The 18,557-nt window shown below is 58.9% G+C and carries 18 protein-coding genes; 12 read left to right on the top strand and 6 right to left on the bottom strand.

Annotated elements, in window-relative coordinates; translation table 11 throughout:
* Positions 1-102: 102 nt before the first annotated feature.
* Complete coding sequence (gene orn / locus WD429_RS15060) at positions 103-645, top strand: oligoribonuclease (RefSeq protein ID WP_368423001.1); 543 nt, start codon at positions 103-105, stop codon at positions 643-645.
* Here orn and queG read toward each other — a convergent pair.
* Positions 640-1,704, bottom strand: coding sequence for a tRNA epoxyqueuosine(34) reductase QueG (queG, locus tag WD429_RS15055; RefSeq protein ID WP_368423000.1), 1,065 nt, complete (start codon positions 1,702-1,704; stop codon positions 640-642). The genes orn and queG overlap by 6 nt on opposite strands.
* A gap of 131 nt (positions 1,705-1,835) precedes the next feature.
* On the opposite strand from queG, the gene WD429_RS15050 reads away from it, so the two are divergent.
* The 11 genes from WD429_RS15050 (at position 1,836) to WD429_RS15000 (ending at position 14,842) form a co-directional block, all read left to right on the top strand.
* On the top strand, positions 1,836-3,383 hold the full coding sequence (locus WD429_RS15050) for an NAD(P)H-hydrate dehydratase (protein ID WP_368422999.1): 1,548 nt from the start codon (positions 1,836-1,838) through the stop codon (positions 3,381-3,383).
* A gap of 65 nt (positions 3,384-3,448) precedes the next feature.
* Positions 3,449-3,931 carry a tRNA (adenosine(37)-N6)-threonylcarbamoyltransferase complex ATPase subunit type 1 TsaE gene (gene tsaE / locus WD429_RS15045; RefSeq protein WP_368423030.1) on the top strand — a complete coding sequence of 161 codons (483 nt, stop codon included), beginning with the start codon at positions 3,449-3,451 and terminating at the stop codon, positions 3,929-3,931.
* Between the two features lie 16 nt (positions 3,932-3,947).
* Complete coding sequence (locus tag WD429_RS15040; RefSeq protein WP_368422998.1) at positions 3,948-5,309, top strand: N-acetylmuramoyl-L-alanine amidase; 1,362 nt, start codon at positions 3,948-3,950, stop codon at positions 5,307-5,309.
* Between the two features lie 20 nt (positions 5,310-5,329).
* A complete protein-coding gene (gene mutL / locus WD429_RS15035) occupies positions 5,330-7,228 on the top strand; it encodes a DNA mismatch repair endonuclease MutL (protein ID WP_368422997.1) in 1,899 nt (632 codons plus the stop codon).
* Between the two features lie 7 nt (positions 7,229-7,235).
* Positions 7,236-8,282 (top strand): tRNA (adenosine(37)-N6)-dimethylallyltransferase MiaA, encoded by a 1,047-nt coding sequence (gene miaA, locus WD429_RS15030; protein WP_368422996.1) that lies wholly within the window; start codon positions 7,236-7,238, stop codon positions 8,280-8,282.
* Between the two features lie 37 nt (positions 8,283-8,319).
* Positions 8,320-8,571 carry an RNA chaperone Hfq gene (gene hfq, locus WD429_RS15025; RefSeq protein ID WP_368422995.1) on the top strand — a complete coding sequence of 84 codons (252 nt, stop codon included), beginning with the start codon at positions 8,320-8,322 and terminating at the stop codon, positions 8,569-8,571.
* Between the two features lie 124 nt (positions 8,572-8,695).
* Positions 8,696-9,994: a ribosome rescue GTPase HflX gene (gene hflX, locus WD429_RS15020; RefSeq protein WP_368422994.1), complete on the top strand. Its 1,299-nt coding sequence runs from the start codon at positions 8,696-8,698 to the stop codon at positions 9,992-9,994.
* 109 nt (positions 9,995-10,103) lie between these two features.
* Positions 10,104-11,291, top strand: a complete 1,188-nt coding sequence (hflK, locus tag WD429_RS15015; RefSeq protein ID WP_368422993.1) for an FtsH protease activity modulator HflK — start codon at positions 10,104-10,106, stop codon at positions 11,289-11,291.
* Positions 11,292-11,293: 2 nt separating this feature from the next.
* Positions 11,294-12,169, top strand: coding sequence for a protease modulator HflC (gene hflC / locus WD429_RS15010; RefSeq protein ID WP_368422992.1), 876 nt, complete (start codon positions 11,294-11,296; stop codon positions 12,167-12,169).
* A 181-nt stretch (positions 12,170-12,350) separates the two neighbouring features.
* Positions 12,351-13,532 carry an ATP phosphoribosyltransferase regulatory subunit gene (locus WD429_RS15005; RefSeq protein WP_368422991.1) on the top strand — a complete coding sequence of 394 codons (1,182 nt, stop codon included), beginning with the start codon at positions 12,351-12,353 and terminating at the stop codon, positions 13,530-13,532.
* Positions 13,533-13,546: 14 nt separating this feature from the next.
* Complete coding sequence (locus WD429_RS15000; RefSeq protein ID WP_368422990.1) at positions 13,547-14,842, top strand: adenylosuccinate synthase; 1,296 nt, start codon at positions 13,547-13,549, stop codon at positions 14,840-14,842.
* A 65-nt stretch (positions 14,843-14,907) separates the two neighbouring features.
* Here the strand turns inward: WD429_RS15000 and cmoB are convergent, their stop codons facing one another.
* Genes cmoB through WD429_RS14975 form a run of 5 tightly spaced genes read right to left on the bottom strand, consistent with a single transcriptional unit; the run spans position 14,908 to position 18,501 of the window.
* The gene (gene cmoB / locus WD429_RS14995) at positions 14,908-15,900 is read right to left on the bottom strand and encodes a tRNA 5-methoxyuridine(34)/uridine 5-oxyacetic acid(34) synthase CmoB (protein ID WP_368422989.1); all 993 of its coding nucleotides are present in this window, start codon (positions 15,898-15,900) and stop codon (positions 14,908-14,910) included.
* 9 nt (positions 15,901-15,909) lie between these two features.
* The gene (gene cmoA / locus WD429_RS14990; RefSeq protein ID WP_368422988.1) at positions 15,910-16,668 is read right to left on the bottom strand and encodes a carboxy-S-adenosyl-L-methionine synthase CmoA; all 759 of its coding nucleotides are present in this window, start codon (positions 16,666-16,668) and stop codon (positions 15,910-15,912) included.
* Positions 16,661-17,023 carry a kinase gene (locus WD429_RS14985; protein WP_368422987.1) on the bottom strand — a complete coding sequence of 121 codons (363 nt, stop codon included), beginning with the start codon at positions 17,021-17,023 and terminating at the stop codon, positions 16,661-16,663. The genes cmoA and WD429_RS14985 overlap by 8 nt, the downstream gene beginning before the upstream one ends.
* 28 nt (positions 17,024-17,051) lie before the next feature.
* Positions 17,052-18,053 carry a serine/threonine protein kinase gene (locus tag WD429_RS14980; RefSeq protein ID WP_368422986.1) on the bottom strand — a complete coding sequence of 334 codons (1,002 nt, stop codon included), beginning with the start codon at positions 18,051-18,053 and terminating at the stop codon, positions 17,052-17,054.
* Positions 18,054-18,063: 10 nt separating this feature from the next.
* Positions 18,064-18,501, bottom strand: coding sequence for a hypothetical protein (locus WD429_RS14975; protein WP_368422985.1), 438 nt, complete (start codon positions 18,499-18,501; stop codon positions 18,064-18,066).
* Positions 18,502-18,557 lie beyond the last annotated feature (56 nt).

Below are 18,557 nucleotides of genomic sequence, written 5' to 3'. Positions count from 1 at the left end.
TCCATGTGCGCTTGATCTCCGGCCATCCATGGCCTCCGACAGTCCCGGATCGTGGCACCCGCCAGCGCCCTGCACCAAACCGACAGTTTTGAGGAATTACGCATGGCGGACGTGAATAACCTGGTATGGATTGATCTGGAAATGACTGGGCTGGATCCGGAAAAGGAAAAAATTATCGAGATGGCGGCCATCGTCACCGATTCGGAACTGAACCTGGTAGCGGAAGGGCCGGTGATCGCCATTCATCAGCCGGACAGTTTGCTGAGCGCCATGGATGAGTGGTGCACACGAACCCACGGTGAGAGCGGTCTGACCCAGCGGGTGAAAGACAGCAAGGTGTCTGAGCAGGAAGCCGAGCAAGCAACCATCGAATTTCTGAAACAGCATGTGGAGCCAGGCAAGTCGCCCTTGTGCGGCAACAGCATCGGCCAGGATCGGCGCTTCCTGGTGAAATACATGCCCGAGCTGGAAGACTTTTTCCATTACCGCAATCTGGACGTCAGCACTATTAAAGAATTGGCGCGGCGCTGGCGGCCAGATGTGCTGGCTGGAGTGAAGAAGAAGGGAAGTCACTTGGCGCTGGACGACATTCGTGATTCCATCAACGAGCTGCGCCACTACCGGGAAACCTTCTTCAAATTATAAGCCGTGCTGCCTTAGTGCCCACTGGACGTGCTCCTGCACCATCTCCGACGGGTGGTCGGCGCGTTTTTTCAGGGCTTCGATCACCGGAATGGTGGAGGGTGCGTTGCCCAGACCAACGGCCAGGTTCCGTAGCCAGCCCTCGTACCCGGTGCGGCGGATCGCGGAGCCTTCGGTGCGTTTCAGGAACTGCTCCTCGGTCCACAGGAACAGCTCGGCCAGTTCGCTGTTATTCAGGCCATGCCGGGGCTGAAAGTCGGGCTCTTGGGTGGGTTTGCTGAATTTGTTCCACGGACACACCAGTTGGCAATCGTCGCAGCCAAACACCCGGTTACCCATTGGAGATCGTAGTTCCTCCGGAATGCTGCCTTTGAGTTCGATGGTCAGGTAACTGATGCAACGGCGTGCGTCCAACTGGTGTGGCCCTACGAAGGCGTTAGTGGGGCACAGATCCAGGCAGGCGCTGCAACTGCCGCAATGGTCGGTTTCAAACGGCTGGTCGATGGGCAGAGGTGCGCTGGTGAAGATCTCCCCCAGAAAAAAGAACGACCCCGCTTTGGGGTGAATCACCATGTTGTTCTTGCCGATCCAGCCCAGGCCGGCGCGCTGGGCCAGGGCTCGTTCCAGTACCGGTGCGCTGTCCACAAAGGCCCGGTAATCGTGACCGCTGACGGCTTCGTCAATGCGTTTGGCCAGGGTTGCCAGGCGTTTGCGGATCAGCTTGTGATAATCACGCCCGAGGGCGTAGCGCGTCACATAGGCGTGTTCCCGGTTAGTGAGCGCTTCTTTCGGGCTGTCCGGTGCCGCCAGGTAATCCATCCGTACTGAGATCACCCGCAGTGTGCCCGGTACCAGAGACGTCGGGGTGTAGCGTTTATCGCCATGGTGAGCCATGTACGCCATTTCGCCGTGATAGCCCGCTGCCAGCCAGTTCTTGAGGCGATCGCCATGAACGCCTGTGTCGGGCAGGGTGATGCCCGCATCGCTGAAGCCCAGTTCCCGGGCCCAGGTGCGGATCGATTCCGGCAGTTTTTCAATGGCTTCGGTCGGTTTCGCGGTCATGTCCATGCAAGCTGGGAGAACGTACGGAATTGTAATTTGATTAAGTTATGACCTTTTTCTGTATTTTGCTATGCTTTACAGACATCTGGCCAATGGTCTTAAACTGATTTCTTTGTCTGGAGTGCGGGTGTATGCCGCAGGCTGATCCTTACAGTCTACCAGAAGACCTCTTCTCCGCGGATGCTGTGCGGGCGATTGATCGCTTCGTGATTGACCAGCAGGGCGGTGACGGGTTCGAATTGATGCAGGCCGCGGCTGCCTCGGTCTTCCGCCGACTGGTGCATCGCTGGTCCGATCCTGGGTCGATTCTGGTGTTGTGCGGTGCGGGAAACAACGGCGGTGACGGCTATCTGGTAGCGGCCGCTGCTCGTCGGCACGGGCTGGCTGTGCAGTGCCTTGCCGTGGCACCCGTCGACAAGCTTGCCGGAGATGCCCGGCGGGCCTGGCAAAAAGCCAGCCGCGATGGCGTTAGCGTGTTGGATCTGCAGGCTCTCTCAGGCGCTGAGCGTGATGAGATGTTCGCTTCCGCTGGCCTGATTGTTGACGCCATGCTGGGCACCGGTGTTGAAGGCGCTCCCCGTGAGCCTTTCGGAGAAGTGATACGGCGTTGCCAGGTTACCGGTGCACCGGTGGTTGCCGTGGACCTGCCCTCCGGGCTGAACGCCACAACCGGTGCCGCTGCGGGTGATGTGATCCGCGCGGATCTGACCGTCACTTTTATCGGTTTGAAGGCCGGGCTGTTGACGGGGCAGGGCCCCGAAGCCTGTGGTGATCTCTGTTTTGAATCCCTGGGCACGGGCGGCGAGGTGGAGCACGCCGGGCAGGCCCCGCTGGCAAAGCGGTCTGACTGGATGTCGCTGCAGGCACAGCTGCCTCGTCGGCCAGTCACGGCCCATAAGGGGCGGTTCGGGCATGTTCTGGTGGTGGCGGGTGATCGCGGTTTCGGTGGCGCGGGCATTCTCGCGGCGGAGGCCGCTGCTCGTAGTGGGGCCGGGCTGGTGACGCTGGCAACACGTCCTGAGCACGCCGCGCCAGCGCTGGCCAGGTGCCCCTCGATGATGGTTCAGGGGGTGATTCATGGTTCTGAACTGGCCCCGTTATTGGGCGCGGCGGATGTCATTGTGTGCGGGCCGGGGATCGGTCAGGGGGCCTGGGGGCAGCAAATGTTGCAGCAGGTTGTCGCCAGCGGTAAGCCACGGGTGATGGACGCGGATGCCCTGAACCTGATGGCCTCGCGAGTGGCGGTTCAGGACGGAGGGCATATACTGACGCCGCATCCGGGAGAAGCGGCCAGGCTACTCGGGTGTCCGGTAGCAGACATTGAAACGGATCGTCTCAGGGCGGCCACCAAACTTCGTCAGGTTTACGGCGGAACAATCGTACTGAAAGGTGCCGGCACCGTGGTTGCCAGCGCAGAGCACTTACCCAATATCGTTAGCGGCAGTAATCCGGGTATGGCGACCGGGGGCATGGGTGACGTGCTATCCGGTATTCTCGGGGCCTTTTACGGGCAGTTTTCAGACCCTGGGCTGGCGGCCCGGATGGGGGTGGCCGTACACCTGGCAGCCGCTGACCAGGTCGCCAGTCACAAGGGCTATATGGGACTGTTGCCGATGGACGTTATTGATGCTCTGCCGCAGGTATTGGCCGAGGCAGAGCAAAGGCGAGTCAATCATTGAGTGGTGGGTTAAACGTGGTCGAACAGCCAACACAGACCGATCTCCGGCTTTTTCTCGCCGATGAGATGGAAACCGAAGCGCTGGGGCGGCAGCTGGCGGACATCGTCAAAGCGGCCGGCCAGGGTGTGACGATTTTTCTCGAGGGCAATCTCGGTATGGGAAAAACCACACTGAGTCGTGGGGTGATGCGAGGGCTTGGCCATGAAGGTGCGGTTAAGAGCCCGACGTACACTCTGGTGGAGCCTTACGAGCACCTGGTTCCGCCGGCTTACCATTTTGATCTGTATCGGCTGGGTGACCCGGAGGAGCTGGAATACATGGGCATTCGCGATTACTTTGCCAGCGGTGCCCTGTGCCTGATCGAGTGGCCGAACCGGGGCCAGGGTGTTCTGCCTGAGCCGGACTTGATCGTGGCGCTGACGGGGGAGGGCGAAGGACGATGCGCGCAAGTGGATGCAGGCACGCTCGCTGGAGCCAGGTTGCGGTTGCTTCTGAACGAGGTTGCGGCGAGCAGGTTTACGCGTTTGTGCGACCAGGATAATACGTAGGTAACAGGTAAGTGGTATGACAAGCATCACGGCACTAGGGAAATGGTTTGCCGCCAGCTGCGTGGTCGCGCTTCTGGCGTGGCCCTCATTGCTTTCAGCCAGCACCGGGGTGGAGGGCGCACGGCTGTGGCCGGCTCCGGACCATACCCGGCTGGTACTGGATACCGCCTCGAAGGTTGAGCACAACGTCTTTTCGCTGAGCAGTCCGGCGCGTCTGGTCATCGACCTGAAAAATGCCGATCTGAAAGCCGATTTCGCCAACCTGGACCTGTCGGGTAGCCCGATCAAGCGCATACGCAGTGCCCCGCGCAACGGCAGTGATCTGCGTGTGGTGCTGGACCTGAAAAGCAATATCAAACCTCGCAGCTTTCAGCTCGAACCAAATCAGCAGTACGGTCATCGACTGGTGGTTGATCTGATTGACGAGGGCGGGCTAAAAACCCAGAAGGCCCTAAAACCAAAGGTCACGCAGAACCGGGGTGGCCAGCGTGACATCGTGGTCGTCATCGACGCAGGCCATGGTGGGGAAGACCCGGGTGCTATCGGGCCACGGGGGACCCGCGAAAAGGATGTGGTACTTGCCATGGCCAGGACCCTGAAAAACCTCATTAACCAGAAGGCTGGTTACACCGCCGAGTTGACCCGCACGGGCGATTACTACATTGACCTTCGCAGCCGCACGTTATTGGCGCGAAAGCACAATGCCGACCTCTTTGTGTCGGTTCACGCCGATGCGTTTCGAACGTCGCAGCCAAGTGGCGCATCGGTGTTCGCTTTGTCCCAAAGTGGTGCAACCAGTGAATCCGCGCGATGGCTTGCGAAAAGTGAAAATCGTTCGGACCTGATTGGCGGAGCTGGCGGCGTATCGCTCAATGGGCGTGACGAAATGCTGGCCGGCGTTCTGCTGGATCTGTCCATGACAGCGAGTATCAACTCGAGCCTTGGGGTTGGCAGCTCAATTCTGGGCAAACTTGGTAACGTTACCAAGCTCCACAAGCGGGGCGTTGAACAGGCGGCGTTCGTGGTGTTGAAGTCGCCGGATATTCCATCGCTACTGGTGGAGGCGGGCTTCATCTCCAACCCTCAGGAGGAGCGTAACCTGGCGTCGTCGGGTTATCAGCGAAAGCTTGCCACGGCCGTGTTTGACGGTATTCATGATTACTTTTCCAAGACACCGCCGCCCGGCACTATGTTGGCTTACCAGAAAGCGAACGGACGAGGTGGCAGCGCGACGGACCGGTACCGCATCCGTCGTGGCGATACTCTCTCCGATGTTGCGCGGGAAAACCAGACCACCGTCAGCGAGCTTATGCGGTTTAACGGCCTGAATAACGACCGTGTTATGGTAGGGCAAACCATTCGCATTCCCGCATCCTGAATAAGAGGTTTTCCCGCCATATGCCCGCCATACGTCTGCTGCCACCACGACTTGCGAACCAGATTGCCGCAGGTGAAGTGGTGGAGCGCCCCGCGTCCGTTGTCAAAGAGTTGGTGGAGAACGCCCTCGACGCAGGTGCGCGCCGGATTGATATAGATATCGAACAGGGCGGCGTGAAGCTGATCCGGGTACGCGATGACGGCTATGGTATTGGCGAAGCCGACCTGCCCCTGGCGCTCAGTCGCCATGCCACCAGCAAGATAGAAAGTCTTGACGACCTCGAGGCAGTCGCATCGCTGGGGTTCCGTGGTGAAGCCCTGGCCAGTGTCAGCTCGGTGTCGAGGCTGTCCCTGACATCCCGTACGGAGGCGCAGGAAGCCGCGTCCCGCGTGGAAGTCGAGGGGCGTGATATGGATGCGCGGATTTCACCGGCAGCCCACCCGGTGGGAACCACCGTTGAGGTGCGGGACCTGTTCTTCAATACGCCGGCGCGTCGCAAGTTTTTGCGCACCGAGAAAACCGAATTCAACCATGTTGATGAGTGCGTGCGGCGTCAGGCTTTGAGCCGGTTCGATGCGGGCTTCACGTTGCGCCATAATCAGCGGGTGATTCAGAGCCTCCGCCCGGCTGCCGACTCGCTGGACCGCGAACGCCGTATCGGTGCGCTGTGTGGTCAGCAATTCATTGATAATGCAGTGGTTATCGACGCTGAAGCAACCGGGCTGCGTCTTTGGGGCTGGGTGGCATTACCCACATTTTCCCGCAGTCAGTCGGATTTGCAGTATTTCTTCGTTAATGGCCGTGTCATTCGCGACCGGCTGGTGGCCCATGCTGTGCGTCAGGCGTATCGGGACGTGCTGTATAACAATCGCCACCCGGCATTTGTGCTCTATCTGGAGGTTGACCCGGCCTCGGTGGACGTCAATGTGCACCCCACCAAGCACGAAGTGCGGTTCCGCGACGGGCGGCTGGTTCACGACTTTATTTTCCGCACCTTGCACAAAGCCCTCGCGGACGTGCGTCCGGATGATCATTTGCGGGGGGCGGCTGCCCAGTCGGCCCTACGGGAAGAGGTTGGGAACCCTGGTGTTGCTGGTGGCGGCACCGCACCCATAACCGATCAGACCCTATCCCGCAGTTGGGGTGAAACCGCGTCGGTATTTCCGGCCCAGGCAAACGGCGGCCACCAGCCGAGCCAGGACTGGCAGGCCAGGGATCAGATGGGGTTTTATCAGTCCCTGAATGAGGGCGGCGGCCTGGCAGGGCGAGAGCAGAGTGCGCCAGACCCCGGGCTTGCCATGGGGCAGCCCACGCCCCCGGCAGACGGAGAGGCCGAGCCGCCACTAGGGTACGCGATTGCACAGCTCCACGGGATCTACATTCTGGCTCAGAGCCGTCAGGGCATGATTGTGGTGGACATGCATGCCGCCCACGAACGTATTACTTATGAGCGTATGAAGCGGGCGCTGGCCGCACAGGATCTGAAAAGCCAGCCGTTGCTGGTGCCGGTTTCACTGGCGGTCAGTCAGAAGGAGGCCGCGTTGGCGGAAACCCATGGCAGTGACCTCCAGCAGTTGGGGCTGCAGGTGGAGCGTATTGGTCCGGAAACCCTGGCTATCCGGCAGGTGCCGGCGCTGTTACGGGGTGCCGATACCGAACAGTTGGTCAGGGATGTGCTCGCGGATCTGATTGAAAATGGCCAGAGTGATCGCGTTGAAGCCGTTACTCACGAACTGCTGGGAACCATGGCCTGTCACGGGTCGGTCCGCGCGAATCGCCAGCTGACGATTCCGGAAATGAACACCCTGCTGCGGGATATGGAAGCGACCGAGCGCAGCGGCCAGTGCAACCATGGCCGCCCGACCTGGACCCTGGTTACCCTGTCCGAGTTGGACAAGCTGTTCCTGAGAGGGCGTTGAGCTTGCCATGACTCATTCCCAGCCCCGGCCAGGGGCGCTTCCACCCGCCATCTTTCTGATGGGGCCGACCGCCTCCGGCAAAACCGATCTGGCCATGTCGCTGTGCGAACAGTTGCCTTGCGACATCATCAGTGTGGATTCCGCGATGATCTATCGGGGGATGAACATCGGCACGGCCAAACCGACGGCCAGCGAGCTTGCCCGCGCACCTCACAGGCTGATTGACCTCTGTGATCCGTCAGACCGGTATTCCGCCGCGGATTTTCGCCGGGATGCGCTGCGGGAAATGGCCGCAATAACCCAGGCGGGCAGAATTCCGCTGTTGGTCGGTGGCACCATGATGTATTTCAAGGCATTGCTTCAGGGCATGTCTGATCTGCCCCCGGCTGACCCGGAGTTGCGACGTATTCTGCTCGAGGAAGCCGAATCAAAAGGGTGGGCGGCCCTGCACGAAGAGCTTCAAAGCCGGGACCCGGTGGCAGCACAGTTGATTCATCCGAATAACCGGCAACGTGTGATGCGGGCACTGGAGGTGATTCGCCTGACGAACAGGCCAATCTCCGAGCTTTGGCAGCACCAGGGTGCGGACACCGCAGACCGCGAGCCGCCGGCGCTAAATGTCGAGGATTACACCTATTTCACGCAATGGCAGGCAGACGAATCCACGTCGCTTCCGTATACTGTGGTGCAGCTTGCTGTTGCTCCGTCCGACAGAACAGTCCTTCATGAAAGAATCCGCCAGCGCTTCATGGCAATGCTGGAGGCTGGTTTTCTCGATGAAGTCCGGGCATTGATGGCTCGGGGGGATCTGAGTGTTGGCCTGCCTTCCATGCGCTGCGTTGGTTATCGACAGGCCTGGCATCACCTTCAGGGTGATGACGACTATGACACGATGGTTAACAAGGGTGTGGCAGCGACGCGCCAGCTGGCGAAGCGGCAGTTAACCTGGTTGCGGAAGTGGACCGATGTGATCTGGCTGAGCAGTGAAGACGAATATATTGCAGACGCAGCCTTGAAAAATATCAGACTTCGCACCACATTTGATTCTGAATAATGACGATCTGCACTTACTTATAAACAGGAGAAAACATATGTCAAAAGGGCATTCTTTACAAGACCCTTACCTCAATGCCTTGCGCAAGGAACGCATTCCGGTTTCCATCTTTCTGGTCAATGGTATCAAGCTTCAGGGCCAGATTGAATCATTTGACCAGTTCGTGATTTTGCTGAAAAACACTGTCAGCCAGATGGTCTACAAACACGCTATCTCCACCGTGGTTCCGGCACGGAATGTTCGCATTCCGCCGCAAGCGCCCGGCGGCGAAGATGATGTAGAAGACTGAGTTGCCCGGTTTTTCCCGGCATTACCACCCGCGTTTCCAAGGAGCCTTTCGAGGTTCTGAGGGGCGCGGGTGTTTGTTTATGGCTCTCCCTCATTGATACTGACAGGTAAGGAGTTTTTGCGACTTGTTTGAGCGTCCCGACGTTGGCGAAAGGGCGATTCTCGTCCACATAGACTTTTCCTCGTATGAAGAGACCGAAGATCCGGATGAATTCCGCGAACTGGTGACGTCTGCCGGCGTTGAACCTGTGGGGCTGGTGAATGGCTCGAGAAAGCAGCCAAGTCCCAGATTGTTTGTGGGTGAGGGCAAGCTTGAGGAAATTCGTGACGCCGTGGCTGCCAATGAAGCTGATGTCGTGCTGTTCAATCACGCGCTGAGCCCCTCTCAGGAGCGGAACATTGAGCGGGAACTCAAATGTCGGGTCCTTGACCGGACGGGTGTGATTCTCGATATCTTCGCGCAGCGGGCGCGAACTCACGAGGGCAAGCTTCAGGTCGAACTGGCCCAGCTTGAGCATATGTCTACCCGACTGGTTCGTGGCTGGACACACCTGGAGCGCCAGAAGGGCGGTATCGGTTTGAGAGGGCCGGGTGAAACCCAGTTGGAAACAGACCGCCGTTTGCTGCGTGAGCGGATCAAGTCTATTCACAAACGTTTGGATAAAGTCCGCAGGCAGCGTACCCAGGGGCGTCGGGCGCGCAAGCGCGCGGACATTCCGACTGTATCACTGGTGGGTTATACCAACGCCGGTAAGTCAACGCTGTTCAATCACATCACCACCTCTTCCGTCTATGCGGCCGATCAGTTGTTCGCAACACTGGACCCGACCCTGCGTCGGCTGGAACTTCCTGACATCGGGCCGGTCGTAGTGGCCGATACCGTTGGCTTCATTCGTCACTTGCCCCATAAGTTGGTGGAGGCATTCCGCGCGACGCTCGAAGAAACCACCCAGGCCTCTCTGCTGCTTCACATCATCGATTGTCATGACGACCGCCGGGACGAGAATATGGAGCAAGTCGAGGAAGTGTTGGCGGAAATTGGAGCCGATGAGATCCCGGTGCTGCAGGTGTTCAATAAAATCGACCTGTTGGACGAGTTTGCTCCCCGCGTTGAGCGCAACGAAGACGGCGTGCCGGCCAAGGTGTGGCTGTCAGCGGTCAGTGGCCAGGGGATACAGGGGTTGTTTGACGCCATAGTCGAGCGCCTGGCGGAGGATGTGGTTCACTATCATGTCCTGCTGGGTCCGCAGGATGGCAAGCTCAGGGCGCTGTTGCATCAGGCAGGCTCGGTGGTCAGGGAGCAGCATCGTGACAGTGGCGATACCCTTCTGGAAGTTCGCCTGCAAAATCGGGACTGGCTTCAGCTGCTGAGCCGGGCTGATTTGCGTGAACAGGACGTAAAATTGGAATCTGGGGAATTATAAAGAGGCACTACAAATATAAAGAGGCACTATAAACGGTCCCGCTATTGCCGGGGCGCTTATAAATCCCTAGTATTTGCAGCCATTCTATCAGTTAGGAACGGAGAGCATTATGGCCTGGAATGAACCGGGTGGTAACCGTAACGACAATGATCCCTGGGGAACCGGTGGTGGTCGTCGCGGCAATGATCAGGGTCCACCAGACCTGGATGAGGCGTTGAAAAAAGGCCTCGACAAACTCAACAAACTGCTGGGTGGTAAAGGTCGTCGTTCTGGTGGTTCGGGAGGCAGCTCCTCATCCGGTAGCGGCGGCTTCGGTGCCATTTTGGCGCTGGCCGGCATCATCGCGGTGGGCTACGTTGTGTTCCAGTCCTTTTACACGGTGGATGAGCAGGAGCGTGCTGTTGTATTGCGTTTCGGTGAATTCAGCCGCACTGAGAGCCCGGGTCTTCGCTTCAAAGTGCCATTGATTGACGATGTGACCAAGGTACGTGTCACCAACGTTCGCACCGCTGAATCCAGTGGCCAGATGCTGACTCAGGACGAGAACCTGGTGACCGTGGATCTTCAGGTCCAGTACCGGGTGGGTGATGCTCAGGCGTACGTGCTGAATATTCGTGACTCCAACCAGGCGCTGACGTTCGCCACTGACAGCGCGCTGCGCCATGAGGTGGGTAGTTCCACACTGGATCAGGTGCTCACTGAGGGCCGTGTCGAGTTGGCGGTTCGCGTAGAGCAGCGCCTGCAGACGTTCCTGCGGGATTACGGCGCGGGTCTTGAGATTGTGCGGGTGAACGTGGAAAGCACCCAGCCGCCCGATGCGGTGCAGGATGCCTTCCGCGAAGTTCAGCGAGCTCGTGAGGATGAACAGCGAGTGAAAGAAGAGGCGGAAACCTACCGCAATAAAGTTGTGCCGGAAGCACGAGGTCAGGCGCAACGCATGATCGAAGAAGCCATGGCTTACAAGCAGGAAGTGATTGAAAGGGCTGCCGGTGAAACCTCTCGTTTCCTGGCCATGCTTGAGGTATACAGTGCTTCGCCAGAAGTGACCCGCGAACGTATGTACCTGCAGGCAATGGAAGGCGTGCTGTCGAATACCAGCAAGGTTCTGGTTGATACCGAGAGTAGTGGCAATATGATGTACCTGCCGCTGGACCGGCTGGTGCAAAACCGAATGGGCGGTGCCGGCAACAGCTCATCGGGTGATTCCGGTGGACAGGTCAATGTTCAGACACTCACGGATCAGGTCATCCAGGAACTGCGCGGACGGCAGGATACCGGCATTCGGAGGAGCAGATAATTATGGGTCCCAAAAGTGTAGTGGGCCTCGCAGGTGCCCTCATAGTTGTCCTGCTGGTTTTGTCGAGCGTTTACATCATTCCCGAAACCCACCGTGGTGTGAAACTGCGTTTCGGGGAGTTGGTGGAAACCGATATGCGCGCGGGCCTGCACTTCAAAGTGCCGGTAATCGACCAGATTCGCGAGTTTGATATCCGGGTGCTGACCATGGACCTCCCGTCCCGCCAGTACCTGACGATCGAGAAGAAACCTCTGGATGTGGATTCCTACATCGCCTGGAAAATCCGCGATGTTGACCAGTTCTATCGTGCTACCGGTGGCGATGAGTTGCGTGCTCAGTCTCTGCTGATGTCACGGGTGGATAACGGCCTGCGGAACGAATTCGGTGTACGCACAATGGTGGAAGTGGTATCCGGTCAACGCGACGAGCTGATGCACACCTTGCGTGACCGGGCGAACGAAACCGCAATTTCTGAATTCGGTATCGAAATTCTGGATATCCGTGTCAAGGCAATCGAGTTCCCGGGTGCGGTAAGCGAGAACGTGTATCGCCGTATGGCAACCGAACGTGAGAAACTGGCCCAGGAGTTCCGCTCACGCGGACGGGAGTTGGCCGAAGGTATCCGTGCGGATGCAGACCGGCAACGCACCGTGGTTCTGGCGGAAGCCTTTGCCCAAGCCGAAGAAACCCGCGGTGAAGGCGATGGTGAAGCGGCGCGTATCTATGCCGATGCTTACGGCTCGAATGAAGACTTCTACAGTTTCTATCGTAGCCTGCAGGCATACCAGAACACCTTCTCAAGCAAGGACGACATCATGGTGATCGACTCCAACAGTGACTTCCTGCGATTCCTCAAGAATTCGGAAGGCAATCGCTGAGAGCGTTCTCCGCAGTGCAAAACCGGAATACCTCGGTATTCCGGTTTTTTTGTGCCTGCCAACAGTGTAAAATTCTGCCGGTTTTGGTCCGGGTTTCTTCTCCCGCTCCGGACTTCGCCCTAAATCCTGTGCAATCCCGCCGCCTCTGGCCGACGCGGGGCAGAATGGACAACGGAATCTCATGACAGTATCTGATCGCTGGTTACTGCCGGATGGTGTGGAAGATATTCTGCCCCCGCTGGCCGGACAGATTGAATCCCTGCGCCGGGACGTAATGGACACTTGTCAGCGTTGGGGGTACCAGTTGGTCATCCCGCCGCTGATTGAATATCTGGAATCGTTGTTCACCGGCACCGGGCACGATCTGGAGCTGCAGACGTTTAAACTGACCGACCAACTGACCGGCAGAATGATGGGCCTGCGTGCCGACATGACGCCTCAGGCCGCCAGGATAGACGCTCACACCTTGGGGCAGGACGGTATTACCCGTCTATGCTATGCAGGGCACGTGCTGCACACCCGGCCGCGCCATATGCTGACGGGGCGCACGCCCATTCAAGCCGGTTGTGAACTGTTTGGCAGCGCGTCCGAGTCCGCGGATATGGAAGTGATCAGCCTGATGCTGGACACGCTGCGCGTCTCCGGGCTCCCACGGGTGCATTTGGACCTGGCCCACGTGTCGATATACGAAACGCTGATGGGCGAAGCCGGTTTTGACGGCGATAGCGCCACCGCCATTTTCGATGCCATGGCTCGCAAGTCAGTACCTGAACTGGATACCTTGCTGGGCAACTGCGCGCCGGATTCGGCCGGTGGCCGTCTGCGAGCGCTGGCCCGGGTCAGTGGCGGACCGGAAGCCCTGGAAGAAGCGCGGCGTATTCTGAAGGGAGCTCCGGAAGCTCTGACAGCGGCGCTGGACCAGTTGGGTCGGGTGGCAGAGTTGTTGAAACGGGATTACCCCGAGGTCAGTTTCGGTTTCGATTTTTGCGAATTGCGGGGCTACAACTACCACACCGGCCTGGTCTTTGCGGCTTACGCACCCGGGCACGGTGATGCGGTTGCCAAAGGCGGTCGTTACGATGCGATTGGTAGCGATTTTGGCCGTGCGAGACCGGCAACCGGGTTCAGTCTGGATATTCGCGCCCTGGTGTCGCTGGGTGAACGGGTAGAGCGCAGGGCGTGTGTGATCTGGGCCCCGGCGGATGCCGATTCGTCTCTTGAAGGTGTTATTGCGGGCTTGCGAATGACGGAAACCGTAGTGCGGGCACTGCCCGAAGACGCAGGCGTGGACCCCACCACACGGGGCTGTGACCGAATTTTGGTAAAGCGTGACGGCCAGTGGGTCGTGGATCAACTGGGCTGAATTGAGAGAGAATCATGGGTAAAAATGTAGTAGTGCTGGGTACCCAGTGGGGTGATGAGGGTAAAGGCAAGATTGTTGATCTGCTCACCGACAAGGTGGCTGCAGTAGTTCGCTTTCAGGGCGGCCACAACGCTGGTCACACGCTGGTGATCGATGGCAAGAAGACGGCTCTGCATCTGATCCCTTCCGGTATTCTCCGCCAGGATGTCCAATGTCTGATTGGCAATGGCGTCGTGCTCTCACCGGAAGCGCTGCTCAAGGAAGTGCGCGAACTGGAAGCCAACGGCGTGGCGGTGCGTGACCGTTTGCGCATCAGCCTGGCCTGCCCGATCATTCTCCGCACCCACGTGCGCATTGACCAGGCCCGCGAGCGCGCCAGAGGCATCGACAAGATTGGCACAACAGGCCGTGGTATCGGCCCGGCCTACGAAGACAAGGTGTCCCGCCGCGGCGTGCGCCTGGGCGATTTGTTCAATCCGGTGGCCTTTGAGGAAAAGCTTCGGGAGATCATGTCGTACCACAACTTCGTGCTGACGGAGTATTTCCGTGAAGAAGCGGAAGACATTGACGCGGCGCTGGCTGAGTTGATGCAGATGGGTGAGGAAATTTTGCCGATGGCGGCCGATGTCACCGATCTGCTCCACGATTACCGCAAGCGTGGTGAGCACATCCTGTTCGAGGGTGCCCAGGGGTCTCTGCTGGATATCGATCTCGGCACCTATCCATACGTCACGTCTTCGAATACGACGGCCGGCGGCACCGCCACCGGTTCGGGTTTCGGCCCGCTGTTCCTGGATTATGTCCTGGGCATCACCAAGGCCTACACCACCCGTGTGGGTGCCGGCCCATTCCCGACAGAGCTGTTTGACGACATGGGCCAGCATCTGGCGGTCAAGGGCAATGAAGTGGGTACCACCACGGGCCGATCACGCCGTTGTGGCTGGTTCGATGCGGTGGCTTTGCGCCATGCGATTCAGATCAACAGCGTGTCTGGTATCTGCCTGACGAAGCTCGACGTGCTGGATGGCATGGACACCGTCAAAGTGTGTGTCGGTTATAAGACGCCGAAGGGGGAGATTTTCCGCCCGCCCATCGGTTGCGATACCTACGATGACATCGAGCCGGTTTACGCCGAGCTTCCGGGTTGGCAGGACAGCACGGTGGGTCTGACATCGTTGGAGCAATTGCCGGAAAACGCCAAGGCGTACATCCGTTTCCTTGAGGAACAGATCGAGGCCCCGATCGATGTTATTTCGACCGGGCCGGACCGGGTGGAAACCATCATTCTGCGCCACCCGTTCGGCGAGTGATGATGATTGGCCACTACCAAAAAGCCCGCTTTTAAGCGGGCTTTTTCGGTTTATGGGGCTATGCATCAGGGTTTTTCGGCAATTACCGTGGCGCGTTTGGGGCCAGGGTAGCCTTCGATGGTTTTCTGGTGATCGTGTGGGTCAAGAAAACTCTCCAGCGAGTTGAAGCGCATCCAGTCGGTTTGGCGCTGCTCCTCGACAGTGGTGTCGGTGATGTCCACCACTCTGGCATTGCGGAATCCGGTTCGATCCAGCCATCGCAGTAGGGTGTCGCAGCTGGGCAGGAACCATACGTTACGCATCTGCCCATACCGATCCTCCGGCATCAGGCTGTAGCCTTCCGGACCATCGACCACCAGGGTTTCCAATACCAGTTCGCCGCCGCGGCGAAGGGTGTCTTTCAGTTCCAGCAGGTGGTCCAGCGGCGATCTGCGATGATAAAGCACCCCCATGGAAAAGGTGGTGTCAAAGGTTTCCTGGCCTGTCGGGAGGTCTTCCATGCGGATTGGCAGCAGGTCCACAGGGGCTTCAGGCAGGTAGTTCTTGACGCTCAGGAACTGAAAAAGAAACAGCAAGCCCGGGTCAATGCCAATCACCCGTCCAGCTCCGTCCCCCAGCATCCGCCAGCAGTGATACCCGGAGCCGCACCCCACATCAAGAATGCGACGGCCGGTTAAATCCGCCAGGTAGGGTGCAACCCGGTCCCATTTCCAGTCTGAGCGCCATTCGGTGTCAATGTGGGTGCCAAAGAACTCAAAAGGGCCTTTGCGCCAGGGCATCAGCCCCCGCAAGCCTGCTTCCAGTTGCTCGCCCTGGGCGTCGGTCAGTGGCAGGTCGGTGCTGAGGGTGACCGCGGAGGTGTCCAGGCTGGCATGCGGGGCCGCCAGGTCCGGGAGCTGATCAAGCGCCGCCATCCAGCGGGTGATGTCACCGTGGGGGTTGTCTTCGAACCGGCGTTTTAACTGCTTCGCCAACACCTGGCACCAACGATCCAGGCCCCGGCCGGACAGTTCATCAAGAAGTGGCTGGTAGCAGTGCTGCCAGTCAAACATTGCCATGGTGACTCCTCAGGCTGCGGTTTTGATTGCAAGCATGGACACAAAATTGAAGCACTGGTACCAGACAACTACCTGCCCAAAGCCCGCCGCCAGCAGTCTCTGGCGATGCTCGTCGAGACTTTCGGGGATCAGTACCTGTTCTATGGCCGAGCGTTTCTGGCTGATTTCCAGATCGGAGTAACCATTGGCGCGTTTGAACTCGTGATGCAGGTGGGTTTGAACGTCCTGGTCCCGGGGTGAGTCAAAGCGGATTTTTTCGGAGAGGATCAGCACGCCGCCGGGCCGTGTTGCGGTGGCAATCCGGCTCAGCAGCCCGGCCCGTTCGGCGAGGGGGACAAACTGAAGTGTAAAGTTCAGCGTGGTCACCGAGGCGTTCTCGAGCGGTGTGGCCAGAATGTCTTCACAGCGCAGCTGCACCGGCAGCGGGCTGTCATCCAGGGCAATGTAGTGTTGGCAACGTTCGATCATGGCCGCGGAATTATCCACGCCGGTCAGGCTGCAGTCTGTTTCGCCAATGCCATGGCGCATGGCTAACGTGGAGGCTCCCAGTGAGCAGCCCAGGTCATAGCAGTGGCTGCCTGACTGCGCATACTGTTCGGTAATAACCTCGATCATCGGAATGATGGTGGTATAACCCGGCACTGAACGGCGGATCATGTCCGGGAATACCCGTGCTACGGATGCATCAAACCGAAAATCCTCCGGGTTGCGCTCAGTCGCGAACAGGCGATCGGTCTCCTGTGGCGGGGTGGACGGCTTGTCACTCATCGGCACCTGGCTCCTGAGCAGCCTCCGGCTCGGGGGCACGGCTACAACGAACGCCGCGATTTTTATAATCGACAACGATGCCGCGGAAGTCTGGATCCACGTCGGCAGCGATGGCCAGATAGCCCTGCTCGCAAACGGCGTGGAGTTCAGACGATTTCGGCGACATGCGAAATTCCTCGCCTTCGGTGACGTGAATCGCCTCGAATTCGCCGACCGGCACATTGTCCTTGTTGTCGGCGTGGTCAATTCGACCGCTGACCTCAAGCACCACCACGGTGGCAATGACGGCTACAATCGCCGTCGCGATCAGACTGCGGACCGTGTACCTGGCCTCGTTCTCGCTTTTTTCGCCCATCCGTTATCTCCGTGTTTGGGGGTGGCGCTCAGTACTGGCCGGGAATGGCAATGGTGGGTGCCTGAAGTGCCGCAAGCTGCTCCCGCATGGAAAGCACCTGGTCGGACCAGAACCTGGGTTGTACAAACCAGGGGAAGAATCTGGGGAATGCGGGGTCGTCCCAGCGTTTGGCCAGCCAGGCACAGTGGGCGATCTGACGATAGCAGCGCAGCGGCTCAATGAGGTGGCGCTCGCGCCGGTTAAAGTCCCGGAACATTTCATAGCCTTCCAACAGCTCACCAAACTGCGCGCCCCGCTCGATGTCGTCGCCATTCAAAAGCAGCCAGAGATCCTGCACGGCGGGGCCGGTGCGGCAGTCGTCCAGATCAACAAACAGCATTTGTTCCTCGCGGCACAAGATGTTGCCGGCGTGGCAGTCGCCGTGAAGGCGAAGGCTGGATACGTCTCCCGCGTCGTCAATTCGGTGGGCGCAGGCGTCCAGCAGGTCTGCGATCAGGCTGTTCCAGGCGGGAAGAAGGTCGCCTGGAATCCAGTTGCCTTCGATCAGTAACTGATTCTTGCTGCGGATGCCTTCCAGGATTTCCACAGCAGGGCGATGGGCAAAGGGGGTTGTTGCGCCCACATTGTGGAGCTGGCCAAGCCATTGCCCCAGGCGATAGAGGGTGTCGGTAACGCTGGTGTCCGGAGCTTGACCGCCGCGCTGTGGAAACACGGCGAACAGGAATTCCTGCCATCGGCCCAGGGTGTCGCCCGTTGGCAGGCGTACCGGTGCCACCACAGGAATATCCGCCGCGGTCAGCTCAGCGGTAAACGTGTGTTCTTCACGGATCTGCGCCTCGGACCAACGGCCCGGGCGATAGAATTTCACGATAACGGGGGCGGAGTCTTCGATGCCCACCTGGTAGACACGGTTTTCGTAGCTGTTAAGCGCAAACAGACGGCCATTGATGACATAGCCCGCGCTTTCCATGGCGTCCAGAATGGTGTCGGGGGTCAGGGCGTCGTAGGGATGGCTGGAGATTGCGGTCATAGAGTAACGGTCAGCGCCTTGATTCCTGTTTGGCCTGCGTATTGCTGGCCTGCATGTTATTGAGGTGATACCAGTTTTCATCAAGCTCCCAGCGAATACGACCGATGCTGGATGCGCCGAGCACGATATCACCAGCTCTGGCCTGGACTCTGGCAAGATCCCGCTCAGCCTTTTTCCAGCCCCGGTCTCCCTCGCTGAGGTTTCGCATCGCCGGGAAGATGGTCGTCAGTGCGTATTGCGTGGAGGTGTCGTGAGATCTCAAGGAACTCATGACGGCGGTGGAACCCTCCACTCGCAGCACCCGATGCTGGTAGGGGTAATTGGCCACCAGCTCGTCCGCTTTCAGTTTCTGGTTCAGGTCGATGACCTCAAACCCCCGCCAGCCCAGCCAGCCCACAAATAGAGCGGCAACCAGCATTACGGTTAAAAACTGCTTCCTGTCAGACATCCCACACCTGCTTCCTGCAATGACGAGAAGGCCAAGTATAACGTGTTCGGCGCGCT

The organism is Marinobacter sp. (assembly GCF_040904845.1).
Classification (GTDB): Bacteria; Pseudomonadota; Gammaproteobacteria; order Pseudomonadales; family Oleiphilaceae; genus Marinobacter.
Note: the sequence above shows the minus strand (reverse complement) of the source record. Positions and strands in the feature narration are given on the sequence as shown.